This is a genomic window from Halobacillus sp. A5 (assembly GCF_024189315.1).
Classification (GTDB): Bacteria; Bacillota; Bacilli; order Bacillales; family Halobacillaceae; genus Halobacillus_A.
The window spans coordinates 1-15,034 of sequence record NZ_JAIZEO010000007.1 but is presented as its reverse complement, the minus strand read 5'-3'; the positions used below and the strand labels follow the sequence as shown (position 1 = coordinate 15,034).

The window sequence follows — 15,034 nt, the reverse complement described above, 5'->3', positions numbered from 1 at the left end:
TTCCATATGATAAAAGAACAGCCCTGGTTCTGTGCTTTATGGGACCAGGGCTGTTTAGTACTTTGAAATCGTTTGTGAATCGATTAAGGTTCTTTAAACCCGTAAACACCTACAAAAGTTAATATTAGACTTACCACCAGCAGTGCGATACTACAAATAAACAATAATACTCTGTACTTGTTCCTCTCGGCCAGACAGGCAAACAAAAATCCTAGAAAATTGTAGAGATTAAATAATACAATAAACGATGTACCTTTTGTTCCGAAAGTTAAGGTTTCATAAAGGGTGCTGCCATTATGGTTTCCCATATATGAAATAGAAATAATTATACTTAGTCCTAATAGAGTACATATTGCTGATAAAACAGAAAAAATTCTCCTCATTTCTCTCCCCCTTTTTAAAATAGTGATTGTATTTGATGTAGAAAGAAGATTTTATTTAATATAATCTGCTCGTTTTTCTCGCCTGCTCAAAACCCTTCGTATAAATTACGAACCGACCTTCTTGAAGTTTCAAAAGAACCCATCTTCACTTTACACTTTCATAGTTTCACTCTCACATAGTTGTTTATCCGAATTTTTCAAAGAAGAGAAACTCATAAAACATAGTACCCCAGTAACCATAAGCATGAGAACGGCCCCACCAATTACAGCCAGCTTAATCGACACGAATTGAGCAGCCGCCCCAATAGAAATCGTAGCGATGATGATAAACAAAGCTTCGATCAACCCATAGATACTACCAACTCTGCCCATTACATGCACAGGAATATTTTCTTGGTAGAAGGTGTGAAACCCTGTATTGGCAAAGGCGAGGGAAAATGACAGCACGATGAACCCTAACGCGGCCAGCGCGAAATGAGTTGAATAGGAGTAGATAATATATCCCACTGAAACCATGAATGAACCCACCCCAATCAATACTGAGATCGATAATTTCTTAGCAAATATGGTGTTTACCACTGCACCAGCTGCAATACCACATCCTGCGATACTTACGAGAAACCCGTACTCCGTATCAGATAAATGTAAAACTTCCTTGGAAAATGCAGCCTCTAAAGAGTCTAGAGCTGTGGCCATAACCATCATCAGGCTGAACAGAAAATAAATTACCATCACATAGGAATAGTTCCTGGTAAAAAGCATTACTACATTCCAATCTTGCTTTAGAAGTGACAATGACAGGACTGGAAAATCCTTTTGTTCCAAAGGCAAATCCTCTAGTCGAGGCAGCAGCAAGGTAATGAATCCCGAACCTAAAAAAGTTAAAGCATTAACATAGATCGCCATGTCGGGAGTACCTAACATAAACAGCAAACCAGCAATGGCAGGACCAAGTAAGAAGCCTCCTGAATCTATTAAACTTCTTAGCGAATTAAACCCTTTTCTCTTATTTGATGGTATCAATTTCGTTATGTAGGTCATAGAAGCAGGTCCAAAGATTGAACTTCCCATATTAATTAAGAAGACAACGGTATAAATCAGCCAGACAGATGATAAGGAAGGTAGAATGAAAATGAGAACGGCCCTTACGATGTCCAATCCCACCATAAGGTTCCGCTGATTCAGACGGTCAATGATAGTGCCGGACCAGAAATTCGTGAACAAAGCGGCTAACGGTTTTAATATATATAAAGCGGCGACAGCGAGTGGCGAGCCCGTCATATCCAAAACGATCAAGTTTAACGCAATTAAGTAAATCCAATCTCCTATATTAGATAGTCCGATACTGAATAATAAGAGAATCGGATCTCTCCGCTCCTTCTTTCGATCCATAAAAAAACTCCTTCACTGTGGATTTTTGCAATAAAAAAATCCCACCCCCAAGACATACAGTCTTGGGGGCGAGATTATTATTGAATCGCGGTGCCACCCCAGTTTATTAATACGTCGCCATATTAACCTTGTCAGGTACGTAAACTAAATCGTTGGTTATACCCTATCTCTATAACGGGAGCTCCCGTCACACGATCCCGCTTAAATATGGTTCCCGTGTGAGGCTCTGAGGTTTGGTTCAGTTAATCATTCCTGCCCTTTTTCACCTGATAGGGGCTCTCTGCAAAGAATGTTCATTTACTTACTCTTCTCTTCATCGCCGTTTAATATTGTTTATATTATCCATAAATCTGTCATTTTTGTAAATGTTTTTTTAAAATGGCCTTGTTTATGCAGGTGCTGATCAGTATGAAGGCTTTCGTTCGTTAACCCTATTACTAAGGAGACGCCCGTCCTGTTGCTTATTCAAAGGTGCTGGATTCTAGTATCTTTTTGATTTTTTCAAGGTCTTTCTTGTTCGCTTTTTTTATCATTAAAGTCATGAAAGGAGATAACATTTTTGAAAACCCTTTTGGCTCCCCTTTATTCTGCAGAGTCATCTGGGTGCGATTGTCACTCAAGGCTTTCCAAATATAAGTCGTTTCCATGGGAAAGGGGCCGTCTACGGTCCGCATGATCATTTTGCTGCCTGGCACAAATTCTACAATCTCATAAACATAAGCAAGCTTTCGTCCGAGAAAACTTGCTTTAAATGCTACACGTGCTCCTTTTTCCACTATTTCTTCCGTCTGCCATTCGGCTGAATCAATATTTACGTACCATTTAGGAGCATGGGATGGTTTTCGGCGTATTTAGAAACTTTTTCAATGGAGTTATTGATCTTTTTCTCTGTTATTACATTTACCATCATTTCTTCTCCTCCAAAGATCGGTGGTTAGTAACATGTATCGTAAAAATGATCTAGTTCTTTTTTGCATGCGAATTTATATAGGGTGAAATGTCACCTCAGCATCAATGAGAAACTGCTCACCTCCTATGACGAGAATCGATCGTTCTTTCACCCGAATTTTCCGGCAGTACGTAACGTACTGGAGTTTCGTTATGGAACGTTCGGAGAGCACCGCCCCTTTCGTATACTGGGCGAACATTCCTACATTCAGCACTTGACTAAAGCTGGTAATCGCGCGCTCATACTGCTGCCGGCACCAGGTCAGCCCGAGGTAAAGACTGCCCAGCTCATGTCGATTTGCTCAGCCTAACTCGCCTTTTCTTTCACCTTATCCTGATGATTACCGTACCCTATCACAATAGGCACAAGTATCAATGAAAGGACAGCACCGGCAATTGAAAGAACGGCAAAACTGGATTGTGCCACAACTAACCCTGATATTCCTCCCCCTAATGCGCCTGATAATGCGATCCAAACATCTACCGCTCCCTGTGTCTTCGCACGAGTAGATGGGGAAGTGGCATCTACAAGGATGGCTGTGCCACTGATTAAACCAAAGTTCCAGCCAAGACCAAGCAGAGCGAGTGCTGTTATAAGGACGACCATTGAATCACCAGGTCCAAAAGCAGCCAAAAAACCAGAAGCCAGCAGGGTTACAGAGGAAGCAACAGCCATTACGTTTCTCCCGATTTTATCGACAAGATAACCAGTTACTAATGAAGGTAAGAACATAGCCCCTATATGAAACCCAATGACAAGCCCTACTGCGTTCAATCCATGCCGATGGTGTTCCATGTGAATAGGAGTCATCGTCATAACGGCCATCATCACAAATTGAGTTAAAATCATCACGGCAGCCCCTGTAAAAATGCCACGCTTATTTGAAAATACATCAGCTGCTTTCTCAGTGGTTGAATGATTCGTTGTCCGCTGAGCATCCATTGCAGCTTTGGCGATAATAAAAGGATCAGGACGAAGCCAGATGAACAGCACTAAGCCAGCAAGAATGTACGCGGCAGCTGCTAGTATAAAAGGTCCGGCCAAAGCAGGCACTCCTATGCCTCTGGCAAAACCGCCCATGACCTCGACAAGGTTAGGGCCGGCTACAGCACCGAATGTAGTGGAAACCATGGCCACACTAACTGCTTTTGCCCTTTGTGTAGAGTTTGCCAAATCCGTCCCTGCGTATCGGGCTTGTAAGTTTGTAGCCGTCCCAGCTCCGTAAATGAACAGTGAAATAAATAAAAGAATAACGCTGCTTGTTAACGCGGAAATAATGACGCCAATAGCTCCGATCCCTCCGGCTAGAAACCCGGCTGTAAGCCCTGACCGCCGTCCGAACCGCTGAGAGATACGGCCTACAAGCAAGGCTGCGGCTGCGGAGCCTAAAGTAAATAATGCCGTAGGAAGACCGGATACACTCTCTGTACCTAACATATCCTGGGCAAGAAGTGCTCCCACGGTTACGCCTGCCGCAAGTCCAGCCCCTCCGAACACTTGGGAGATGACTACAATAAGTAATGTTCTTTTATATAATTGCTGTTGTTTTTCGGATGAATTAACGTAGCTTTGTATCCTGGACGATGAAGTTGATCCTTTGGTTTCCTTTCGTACCATGATCGATCATTCCTTTCTATGCGGCTTAGATGAGAACCATCGTACCATGGGCGGACAATGTTAGTGAAGCTGCTGTAATAATCGTTTAAGAATGACTAATCCCTGCTCCAGTTCCTCGAGGGTTTCTGTAGCGCAGACGGAAATTCTTACAGCTCGTTCCGGGCTGCTATTGCCTACGACAAAACGTTCAGCTCCCGCTGCGGAGGAAGTCTTGTCCCAGGTAATAAACGCCTTCTAAAATATCCTGTTCCAATTGTTCTGCGAGTGCTTGATAAATTGGGGTTTTTGTTGGGTCAAGTGATGGTTTCCAGCTCATCGGGAAATTTTCAAAAGAATTAACCGGCATGATTCTCCCCCCTTTATGCAATTATAATAATTCTATTATTTCCTTTACTATTTGTATCTTTAAAATACACGATCGGCGTGTTTTACGTTACAGATGATTCGGCATTCATGTAATATACTAGATTGTCGGTCCATTCCTCAAATTCATAAATAAATGCCTTTCTCGTACACTCATACGTCATTCCCACACTCTCGGCTAACCGAATCGAAGGGGTATTATCTACATTGATATGAGCTTCAATTCTGTGAAAACCAAGATCATTGAAGGAGATGGGCAGGCCACAACTGACCGCCTCTTTACCATAGCCGCTTCCCCAGAATTGGTTATGAATCCGATACCCCAGCATCCCCCACTGAAATTCCTCTCTCCTAATCGTACTAAACTCAACCTTCCCCATGTGCTTACCATCCGATTTTCGAAACACCCCAAAAACATAGGCTTCATCCTGCTCGGCTAATTCTTGATGTCTGGTAACCACATCGTTGAACTTCTCCTGTCTCCATTCGTTCAAATCTATGCTGCCGCCGTCATATTTGTACTGGGAAGGAAGCCTGTAGCGGAACCCCTCTCTCCACCGTTCATAGTCCTCATTCTGCAACGGTCTTAGAATCAATCGTTCCGTTTCTTGAATCTTAAATTCTTTTGTTATCAATGTGACATCTCCTCTGCATAATTAATTTTTTAAAATCTGCTTGAGTTGAATTCATTTGTTTATTTGCCATAAGACATCACACCTTTCAATATGTATTCATAGTGCGTTTACAAGTCTATTCTCATTCAAATCGCCTGTCTGAAAGGAACTCTTTGCAAAGTCGCTCTAACAAGAAGTGTCATTGCCAGCTCTCCACATTTCGGTGGTTGTTTTTATAAATTCGTCAAGTCCACTTGTGTTTAAATCCACAGACTTCTTAATACGTATGCATCCTTTACCGTAATTCAATCCGGATAGAAGGTTTTTAGCATTTTCTATCTTTTCAATATTGCCCACGTATAAACTTACATAAGATTTTTGTGCATTTAATTGGAATAACGTATGAGACCCGCTGCCATAACAAAGCATTTTGTATTGGATCCCTTCCTCAAGCTCAGGTCCATTCTTTAAAATCCATTGTCTTACTGCCAGCAGCTTCTCTTTTCTCCAGTCATCATCCAGTGCTTCCATATATTCTTGTGGTGTATTCACATCGTATTGCATAGTTCATCCTCCTTAATAAGCTTTCTTTATCGGATTTCATAGTTACTGAAAGGAACCAAATAAATCGTTCATTTACATTACGGAAAGGCGCGTGAATTTTTGAAAGAGGATTCTCTGGTAGTGGTGAAACTTAATATGTACTCTTATAACCAATTATTTCAAAACACCGGCTTTTACACAATGTTCTGTATTATAAATAAATGAAGCTTATCCTTACTTAATGAAGTTGATTCGTAAGTATCCAGCAAAATAGATTAATTTACCTTGCAATACAATACTTATGATGCTATGTTTAATATATATCATGTAATACAAGGTACTACACGGAATAAACCCTTGTATTACAAGCTACCTGGAACAGGAGGGGGCATATGTCAACCACGCAAATGCTAAAGGGGATCATTGATGGCTGTTTGCTCGCCATTATCAATGATAATGAAGTCTACGGTTACGAATTAGCGCAAAAACTTGAAGAGTATGGCTTTAACTCCTTTAGCGAAGGTACCATTTATCCTTTGCTGCTGCGGATGCAAAAAGAAGGATTCGTTACCTCGACATTAAAGAAATCTACTGCTGGGCCAAGAAGAAAGTATTACTCATTAACTCCAAAGGGCGAGCTGGAATTGAATCACTTTACGGAACGGTGGGACCATCTGCAATCTAACGTCAACCGGGTGCTGCACAACGAATCTAATCAAAAGGAGGTTAACTAATTGATGAATAACGCTCAATTATCTAGTAAAAGCCAGAAGTTTTTGGAAGATTTACGAGTTTACTTATTTTCCAGTGGCAAGAATTCAGAGGAAATTGATGAAATAACGGAAGAGCTTGAGGTGCATTTAAGTGAAGCCGAAAAAAATGGAAAGCCTATTGAAAAAATCGTGGGGAAATCACCGAAAGAATATATGAAGATGATTTCAAATGAAATGGTGAACGACTATCGAACATGGTTTACATACATTTGTCTCATCGTTTTTGGTTCTTTCGCTATTACCATTTTCCCTGACCTGATGGGAGGCAGCCTTTCCTATTCTGTCCTGGAAATCATCGGGCATCTTGTTATTGCTGCTCTGTTTATTGCTTCTGTTTTCACAGGGTTTAAATATTTGGCTGCTCACCGTACATCCTTCAAAAAACAGGTGGTCCTGTTAGGCGGTATCGCCACGCTGCCCATCGTTCTGTTTGTCGGTCTCATCTATCTAAATCAAGTCATAGACACACCTGCCCTTCACTTCGGCCAGACGGGAAGCCTGATCATCGGTATACTTGCCTCGCTCATTATCATTGGAGTCTCGATTTGGGCACAATCGTGGGTTCTCGTAATGATCGTGGCCCTGGTAACACTTCCCGACTTCTTACTCAGCCGCACATCACTTAGTGAGGACACTCAATTCATGATTCAGCCATTGATTATTATTGCTGGCTTTGCAGTTTATCTTTGGTTGTCACATTCCGCAGAAAAAACTAAGCAAAGATAATCTTTAGCTGCCTAACGAGCTGTTTCGGCAGCTCGTTAAGTTCGGTGGGTTCCTTCTTTTTTTTTCAGCCACCTTCTAGAATCATATTCTTTCCTTTATTTTAATAATCATAAAGACCTGTAGCTTGAACAGACCTTTATGATTATTATTTTTTATAGAATAAACCTCGAGCAGCTGTACTGGTGCTCACTGCTTTTTTTCACGTTTCATTATTAGTATTCCTATTTTTTCTATTTCTGAGAATTAGGACGTTATACGGAATAAACACCACCAGGGGCAAAATAGCTATCGGTACGATTGCTATATCCATTGGAACTAACATAACTATTAATCCCGCCAATATGATATAAACGAACATAAATAACCAAAATATTTTACCTTCCAGCATATTTTACACTCCTTTCTCCTCTTAATGTAAAAAGTCCCTCTAGTAAACGGGCTTTTTACATTATATACCTGAACCCTTCTCTTCGTAATCCTTCAAAATATCTAATACCTCTTCGTGATTTGCGTTATCACTAGTTATTGACGTTTGACTTTCTAACCTTCTTCGGGCTTATAAAAGCAGCCCCCATGCCGATAAATCCATAAAGTATAAAAGAAGCAGCATAACCCCACGTTCCGATCGACCATCCAGCAAGTACGGAACCTACGACCTGCCCCACCGCCAATAGTAAAAATGGAACACCAATCCCTAAGGAAGCGTTCGTAATAAATACGCGAATACCCCAGACAAGAAGCACGCCGGTTAAAAATATATAAGAGCAGCCAAAAATCCCAGCTGATACGTATGATAATAACCAATTCCCTGCAGTAACCGGTAAAATAATCGAAGCCGAAGCAATCGACAAACTCCCTAACCTATATGCAAAAGAGAGACCTTTCCTTTCAATTAAAGAACCCGAAAACCCTCCCAGACCACCAAATAGTCCGATGACGACCCAAAATAGGGAGAGCTGCCACTCATGATAATCCCCAGCTCCTTCAATGAATGATCTGGAAAATGTCCAAAAGATCGCTGTGGAAATTCCGAGAATAAGAGAAGCCATGATTAAAGAGGGGGATCCTTTTACACCTCGTATGGAGAGGTTTCCTTTTTTAAATCTCAACCCCTCACCTGCTCCGTCATTCGGAATCGCTTTAAAATTCCATAACAGAACCAGGAACGTCAAGACCGCATAAATGATATACGTCAACCTCCAATTCTGTGCTAAAAACATCGCACCTGCGCCGGTAAGAGCGATGCCGAAGCTCGTTCCTGAATTGATCCAGGTATTTGCCCGTCCCTGCTGCCCCTCTTTTATCCAAAGCGAAATCGCTGCGCCATAAGGAGGAGAGACCAGACCCGTGCTGCCTCCGGCAAGTAACACGACTAACGCAAGCACCCATACATTTGGTGTGACCCCCATCAGGAGCAGTCCCATAAAAGCGGACAGACCAGCTGCGAGGATCATCCTTCTTGGTCCTTCCTTTGTAGTGATCACCGTGGATAAGACGATCGTGAGGCAATAGGCTAAGTAAAACAGAGATGAAACCGCTCCTGATATGAACTCTGACATGTTAAGCGATTGATTAATCTCAGGAAGAAGCAAACCGAAACTAAACCTCGCCAATCCATAAGTAGCAGCAATCATCATAACTCCTGGTAACACTAATCTGGAAAATTTCATAGGATCCTCCTTTTTTTATATAGAACGACCTTTCTAATTTTTTGTTAAAAAAAATTACGATGAATATTTGACCAGGGTCCTCGCCATCGCAATTGAATGTTCTGTTGCTTTCTCAGCACCAATTAATGTCGTCATGGAAGTAGTTCCTTCAAGCAGCAATGTAAATTGATGAGCTAAATCTCGTTCGTTCTCTTTCCCTTTGTTTTGAGCCAATTGCTGAAAATATTTGAGCAATTTGGATTTGTGTCCTCGTGCAATGCTTTCAATTTCGTTATCCGTTCCCGCATAATCCTCAATCGCCCGCAAAAACATGCATCCCCTGTAGGACTGTTCTTTTAACCAGCGGCCGTGAGCTTCAACAGCAGAGATGAACGGCGACTCTGAATCCATTTCTACATGTTCATCCAGGTAAGACCAATAGCGTTCTTCCCGCTGCTTCAGTACTTCTTCGACTAAATTGTCTTTGGAGGAAAAATGGTTATAAAGCGTCATTGTGGCCACGTTCGCTTCAGAGATGATCTGCTTTAGTCCTACGCCGCGAAATCCGTACTCATAAAATAAGCGTTCAGCTGCTTGAAGTAATGTGTCTTTTTTTACAGTCATTTCAATTACTCCTTTTTAAATTAGATAGAATGACCTTTCTACTAAGAGAATACTATTCATTCAATATGCCGTCAACCTTTTTCACCTGCGAGACTAACGCTGCACCCTGACATGCTTCATTATCGCCAGTTACCGCTCATTAGACCTGTTTGACCTTAAGACAAGATGCTTTGCACATTTTCTTATTTTTGGTAAATTGAAAGGTAGATCATTATTAGAAATCTATCATTAGAAAGGTTTTCCCTATGCCTAACATCCTATTGATTTTTATATTACAAATTATTTTAGTGCCAACCTTATCACTTCGAATTATATTTGTTGTAAAGAACATGAGCATGCTTGCTGCTATTTTTGGATTTCTCGAAGCGTTAATTTATGTATTTGGTTTATCCATTGTCCTTAGCGGTGAGCAAAGTATTCCAGAAATGCTTGTTTATGCCTTAGGTTTTGCCGCAGGAATATTTTTAGGAAATTACATTGAAAACAAATTGGCTTTAGGATATACCACTCTTACGGTTAACTTACTCAACAAGAATTCTGAATTGGTTTCTACACTGCGGAACAATGGGTACGGCGTCACCGTATTTGAAGGAATGGGAAGAGACGGGGTCCGTTATCAGCTTCAGATTTTGACAAAAAGAAATATGGAAGAAAATGTAATGAAGACAATTGAAGAATATGATCCAAATGCCTTTGTCATTTCCTACGAGCCGCGTAAGTTCAAGGGAGGCTACCTTTTAAGTTCTATGAAAAAAACAAAGAGGAGAAAATAATTAAATACCCCCCTGTAAACCTTAATAGAATAACAACCGAGAAGAAAAGCACTGCAGAAATCAGCCCAATTTTAATATTATCTTACCTCCACTGATCTCTGCACGTGCACAAACGGAGGTGAGCGTCCTCGATTTATGGGCGTTTATCGCCGTTTATGGGTCATTTCACAATATTATGGGCTATAATTATATTTTACGGGCGATAATTTCAAATTATGGGCAAATAGACAAATTTATGGGCATTTGCGAAAAGTGAACTGTCGTGACCGAGGGGACTTTCCGTCTGTCCCGCTTAAAAGCGGCGCTTTTTCCCCTTTTTCTCTACTTTTTGAAGCTCTTCTCACTTTCCTTACTTTACCCTTAATCGAACAAATTTCCGTTTCCCCACCTGCACAATCATGCCATCAACTACATCTACCGTTGTGAAAGGATCCGTTATTTTTTCCTGATTAATACGAATACCGCCATTCTTAACCATTCGTCTCACTTCACTCTTAGACGGCAGCAATCCAAGCTCCTTTATTAGATCGACGATGCCGACCCTTAAGTCTTGATTCCAGACGACTTCCGGCATGTCATCAGGAATTTTATTCTTTTGAAATACATTGGCAAAATGAGCCTGACTTTTCTTGGCTTCTTCTTTGTCATAAAGCATTTCTACGAAAGAACAGGCTAAGCGGATTTTGGCTTCTATGGGATGAAGAGCACCGTCCGTAAGCTGCGTTTTTATTTGAGCTACTTCCTCGATAGAGAGGTTGGAGGTCAGTTCAAAATATTTCACAATCAGTTCATCGGGAATTGACATCGTCTTGCCAAAAATATCATTCGGGCTTTCATCAATGCCGATATAGTTATTCTTGGATTTTGACATTTTCTCCTTGCCGTCAAGTCCTTCGATTAAAGGCAGAAGTAAGACGACTTGTTTCTCCTGATTAAATTGCTCCTGAATCTGCCGGCCGAACAGTACATTAAACTCCTGGTCCGTTCCCCCTAATTCAATGTCTGACTCCAACACGTGTGAATCATACCCCTGCATCACAGGATAGAAAAACTCATGAAGGTAGATCGGTTTGTTCATTTGGTACCGTGTGTGAAAATCGTTTCTTTCCAGCATGCGGGCGACTGTCACCTGACTCGCCAGCTGAAGGACTTCTGAGAAATTCACTTTCGATAACCACCTGGAATTGTAGTGAAGTTCTACAGCGTCCATATCGATAACTTTTCCAAATTGCTCGGCGTACGTTTTTGCATTATGACGCACATCTTCATCGGTTAGCGCTTTCCGCGCAGCTGCCTTTCCAGTGGGGTCTCCGATTTTCCCTGTAAAATCACCAATGATCAGCTGAATCGTGTGCCCGAACTGCTGGAATTGCTTCAATTTATTCAATACTACGGTGTGGCCGATGTGGACGTCAGGGGCTGTGGGGTCGAGTCCCAATTTCACCTTTAGCGGCTGTTGCTCCTTTATCGACTTAGCGATTTTTTCTTTAAATTTATCCTCAGGAACGATCGAATCCACTCCATAAGACAGGACTTCATATTGCTTCTGAAGCTCCTCCTGCTGTTGTTTCGTTAACTGATCAACATATTTCATAGATCCTCCCCCTTTTCAAATACAAAAAAGACACGCCCCTGCCATGGGACGTGCCTTGAACACGCGTTACCACCCAAGTTAAAGAAAGAGATTACCTCTTCTTCCACTCAAAAAAGATATCGGGTTTACCGTCTAATACTACTATCGGTTTCGCATTAGAAGCTCCAGAAAGTAATTCATATAAATATATGCATCGATTCGCAGCACCATCGACTCTCTGAACCATTGATATTTATACTACTTCGTTCCATCATTGCCTTTTTTATTAAATTTAGAATTATATTACGTTTATTTTCACGGACTGTCAATTTTTATTTTATTGAATGTCAATTTTCTCGATTAGGTTTGTAATCTCTTCGTCATTCCCTGGCTCGATGTATACTTCTTCTGTGTTGTTGATTATGTTTTCCATGTCTTCAAGAACGTCATCATCATCGAGATGATCAGGACGAGGAAAACCGCCGTACCAACGTATGGGCACGTCGTACACATTAATCGTTCCATCCCCATTCCCGCTGTATATTACGCCCTCTCCATCGGCCAGACGTGAGCCGCGCAGCTTAACGACATCCTCTGGGTAGTCCAGACTTATTTCCTCATCAGGATTAAGCGGTGTACCGGCCGGGATGTGCTCAACACTTAGTTGTTCGATGTCCTGATGCGATCCAAGCTGCCGCCAGACGCGGGCGTACTCAATTTCTTCGGAGGAATATTCATTCAGGGCTTGTTCTTCTTTTTCATATGTATCCTCTGAATCGTCATCGTTTGTTTCTTCTGAAGATGTATCCTCTGCATCTTTCTCTTCCGTGTCTTCTGAATCTGATTCGTCGCTTTCCTCATCTTTTGGCTTATTTTCTTCTTCTGAGGAAGTATTTTCTTCTTCAGAATCAGCAGGCTCTGTTTCTGATTTCCCCTCCGCTCCGTTTGAACATGCAGCGAGTAATAGTGCAAGCAGCAGGGCGAAATAACTCCAATTTGTACGGTTCTTCATTGAATCACTCCTTTATTTGTCACTCTCCCTCACTAATTATTCCAAAATAATCCATTTATTTCAATTATTTTTTTCTGCTTAGCTAACAATATTACCTTAATTCCGCAATATTCTTTTAAGACAGTCACTGTTTACAATTCCTCCCAAACAGCATGAGTGTATGCTATCTTTAACCCGGCTTTTTCCATATTTCTTTGACTCACACTTCCAAAAGCTGATTGGCCCACAATTAAATGACAGTTTAATTCATTTGCTTTTTCTATCCGTTCTTTGATAAGGGCAGTGTGTACCCCTTTATTTCTGAACTCTGGTAAAGTAGCTGATGCAGCTAATGTACCTATTCCGTTTTCACAGAACAACACGCCCACGCCTGCAGGCTTCCCTTCTACACTTGCTAAATAAAAGTTCCAGTGTTCATTATTTAAGAGAACTCTGTTGTTTTTCGTGACATGATTTTTTACACTAACAGGCATATTAAATCCTTTAGTATAGATTTCACCGAAAGCATCAAAATTTTCTATATTCATTTTTTCAATCTTTATTCCCGAAGGTTCTTTGAGTCTATGTTTGTGGGGAGGTAATGTTCCATAAAGGGAGGTATGAAACCCGCTTTGGTAAAAGCCTTTTACACTCAAATTCCTAAAGAGTTCTTTAGAGGCTTGCGCCGGAGTGACCTCAAACCTGGCTGGAATACCTTTCGCATTGTAAAAGTCTATTATAGAATCTAATAAATTTATCTCTAATTCAGTCATTCCTTTGACCATATTGAAAGTAGGTCCGGGTACATTTTTTACGGTAAAAGCAACTGCATGCCCAAACTTGTTTATGTCTACTTCCATTGGATTTCCTACTATTTCCTTTATCCTTTCCAACCTATTCTTTAATGTATTTATTTCAGCGTTTTCCACCATTCTCGCATGATCATTAGATAATAGGAACGACATATATTCACCTCATCTAAACGTTCTACTTTCAAAAAAACTCCTGTGTAATACATTAAACAAAAGCGGAGAGATTCCTTTTTAAATTTATAATTAATTTTTTTTGAAAACTGTAGCCAAAAAAAGCTGCTCAACAACTTCATATCATTGAGCAGCTTATATTATAGAGAATTCTATCCCTCTCTTAATCACGCTGATACTGACAAGCTAGACATTGAACTTCAGTCACTTCTGCAATAATAGAGCTGCCTTCTGGGTAACAGAGGATCACTTCTTCCACCTGACATGCCGGGGCTTCGAATTCGCATACGAGTACATCGCCACAGAAGTATTGAATTTGAAGAAGAATAGTAAAACGTATTGGAACCCGTCTTGCTCCTGGAATTCCTGGAACATCGCGAACATCATCTAAAATAGTAATTCGGCCAGAATTGGGTACGGCTTCACATTGGATGCTTATTTCCCCGCCTGACTCCGTGCATTCAAAGACCGCGACATTACAAGCCGCTGGAATGGCAACTTCGGTTTGTAACTCTGTACAAAAGACCAACCAATCATGAACTCTTTGCACATTTATACATTCCACATTGCCCTTCCCTTCAAGGTCATTTTCATTTCTCTGTTGAATGGAGAAAGCCTCTACTTCTATTGTCTCATCGCTAATTACCTGAACTTCATGGTTTAATACTAAATCCAATTGCAATATATTCTGGCTAACAATTTCCACTTCAATGTTAAATGTGCAATAAGCTATATTTCCTGAGGCGTCTTCAGCCGTACAAGTGACCTCTGTCGTTCCTACTGGAAAAAAAGATCCCGAGGCAGGAGAACAGGAACTTATCACACCTGGACAGTTATCGGTAACCACCGGATCAGGGTAATTCACTACGGCTCCCGTTTCACCGGGTATGACGAGGACAGTGATATTATCCGGACAGGTGATCATTGGAGGTTCCGTATCATTAACCGTGACTTCAAATGAACATGGGTCACTTTCACTTCCTGAGGCATCGGTCGCTATACACGTGACAAGTGTCGTCCCCACTGGAAAGAAACTCCCTGATGCTGGAGTGCAGGTGGAGGTAGCGTCTGGACAATTGTC

The 15,034-nt window shown here is 41.2% G+C and carries 16 protein-coding genes, 1 pseudogene and 2 other annotated features; of the genes and pseudogenes, 3 read left to right on the top strand and 14 right to left on the bottom strand.

Going from position 1 to position 15,034, the window contains the following annotated elements:
- Nucleotides 1–83 precede the first annotated feature (83 nt).
- The 8 genes and pseudogenes from LF822_RS21340 to LF822_RS21305 form a co-directional block, all read right to left on the bottom strand.
- On the bottom strand, nt 84–383 hold the full coding sequence (locus LF822_RS21340) for a hypothetical protein (RefSeq protein WP_253926116.1): 300 nt from the start codon (nt 381–383) through the stop codon (nt 84–86).
- Nucleotides 384–533: 150 nt separating this feature from the next.
- A complete protein-coding gene (locus LF822_RS21335; RefSeq protein ID WP_253926115.1) occupies nt 534–1,775 on the bottom strand; it encodes an MFS transporter in 1,242 nt (413 codons plus the stop codon).
- A gap of 61 nt (nt 1,776–1,836) precedes the next feature.
- Nucleotides 1,837–2,101, bottom strand: a binding site (T-box leader).
- Nucleotides 2,102–2,236: 135 nt separating this feature from the next.
- Nucleotides 2,237–2,554 (bottom strand): SRPBCC family protein, encoded by a 318-nt coding sequence (locus tag LF822_RS21330; protein ID WP_371925988.1) that lies wholly within the window; start codon nt 2,552–2,554, stop codon nt 2,237–2,239.
- A 204-nt stretch (nt 2,555–2,758) separates the two neighbouring features.
- Complete coding sequence (locus tag LF822_RS21325; RefSeq protein ID WP_253926113.1) at nt 2,759–2,923, bottom strand: hypothetical protein; 165 nt, start codon at nt 2,921–2,923, stop codon at nt 2,759–2,761.
- Nucleotides 2,924–3,030: 107 nt separating this feature from the next.
- Nucleotides 3,031–4,341 carry an MFS transporter gene (locus tag LF822_RS21320; RefSeq protein ID WP_253926112.1) on the bottom strand — a complete coding sequence of 437 codons (1,311 nt, stop codon included), beginning with the start codon at nt 4,339–4,341 and terminating at the stop codon, nt 3,031–3,033.
- A gap of 188 nt (nt 4,342–4,529) precedes the next feature.
- Nucleotides 4,530–4,687: pseudogene (locus LF822_RS21315) on the bottom strand (GntR family transcriptional regulator); the annotation flags it as partial.
- A gap of 82 nt (nt 4,688–4,769) precedes the next feature.
- The gene (locus LF822_RS21310; RefSeq protein WP_256522596.1) at nt 4,770–5,339 is read right to left on the bottom strand and encodes a GNAT family N-acetyltransferase; all 570 of its coding nucleotides are present in this window, start codon (nt 5,337–5,339) and stop codon (nt 4,770–4,772) included.
- 165 nt (nt 5,340–5,504) lie between these two features.
- Complete coding sequence (locus LF822_RS21305; RefSeq protein ID WP_253926111.1) at nt 5,505–5,882, bottom strand: iron chaperone; 378 nt, start codon at nt 5,880–5,882, stop codon at nt 5,505–5,507.
- Between the two features lie 371 nt (nt 5,883–6,253).
- Between LF822_RS21305 and LF822_RS21300 the strand changes: the two genes are divergently transcribed.
- Nucleotides 6,254–6,595: a PadR family transcriptional regulator gene (locus LF822_RS21300; RefSeq protein WP_253926110.1), complete on the top strand. Its 342-nt coding sequence runs from the start codon at nt 6,254–6,256 to the stop codon at nt 6,593–6,595.
- A 3-nt stretch (nt 6,596–6,598) separates the two neighbouring features.
- Entirely contained in the window at nt 6,599–7,360 is a 762-nt protein-coding gene (locus LF822_RS21295) for an HAAS domain-containing protein (RefSeq protein ID WP_371925987.1), read from the top strand.
- Nucleotides 7,361–7,878: 518 nt separating this feature from the next.
- Here the strand turns inward: LF822_RS21295 and LF822_RS21290 are convergent.
- The gene (locus LF822_RS21290) at nt 7,879–9,030 is read right to left on the bottom strand and encodes an MFS transporter (protein ID WP_253926108.1); all 1,152 of its coding nucleotides are present in this window, start codon (nt 9,028–9,030) and stop codon (nt 7,879–7,881) included.
- Nucleotides 9,031–9,084: 54 nt separating this feature from the next.
- A complete protein-coding gene (locus LF822_RS21285) occupies nt 9,085–9,633 on the bottom strand; it encodes a TetR/AcrR family transcriptional regulator (protein ID WP_253926107.1) in 549 nt (182 codons plus the stop codon).
- Nucleotides 9,634–9,878: 245 nt separating this feature from the next.
- On the opposite strand from LF822_RS21285, the gene LF822_RS21280 reads away from it, so the two are divergent.
- Nucleotides 9,879–10,406: a DUF2179 domain-containing protein gene (locus LF822_RS21280; protein WP_253926106.1), complete on the top strand. Its 528-nt coding sequence runs from the start codon at nt 9,879–9,881 to the stop codon at nt 10,404–10,406.
- A gap of 349 nt (nt 10,407–10,755) precedes the next feature.
- Here LF822_RS21280 and tyrS read toward each other — a convergent pair whose 3' ends face one another.
- The 4 genes from tyrS to LF822_RS21260 all read right to left on the bottom strand — a co-directional run.
- Nucleotides 10,756–12,000 (bottom strand): tyrosine--tRNA ligase, encoded by a 1,245-nt coding sequence (tyrS, locus tag LF822_RS21275; protein WP_253926105.1) that lies wholly within the window; start codon nt 11,998–12,000, stop codon nt 10,756–10,758.
- 41 nt (nt 12,001–12,041) lie between these two features.
- Nucleotides 12,042–12,263: a binding site (T-box leader), on the bottom strand.
- Between the two features lie 53 nt (nt 12,264–12,316).
- Nucleotides 12,317–12,991: a hypothetical protein gene (locus tag LF822_RS21270; RefSeq protein ID WP_253926104.1), complete on the bottom strand. Its 675-nt coding sequence runs from the start codon at nt 12,989–12,991 to the stop codon at nt 12,317–12,319.
- Between the two features lie 131 nt (nt 12,992–13,122).
- Nucleotides 13,123–13,935, bottom strand: a complete 813-nt coding sequence (locus tag LF822_RS21265; RefSeq protein WP_253926103.1) for a GNAT family N-acetyltransferase — start codon at nt 13,933–13,935, stop codon at nt 13,123–13,125.
- 181 nt (nt 13,936–14,116) lie between these two features.
- Nucleotides 14,117–15,034 (bottom strand): HYR domain-containing protein (locus LF822_RS21260; protein WP_253926102.1); only part of this gene is annotated, 918 nt, incomplete at its 5' end.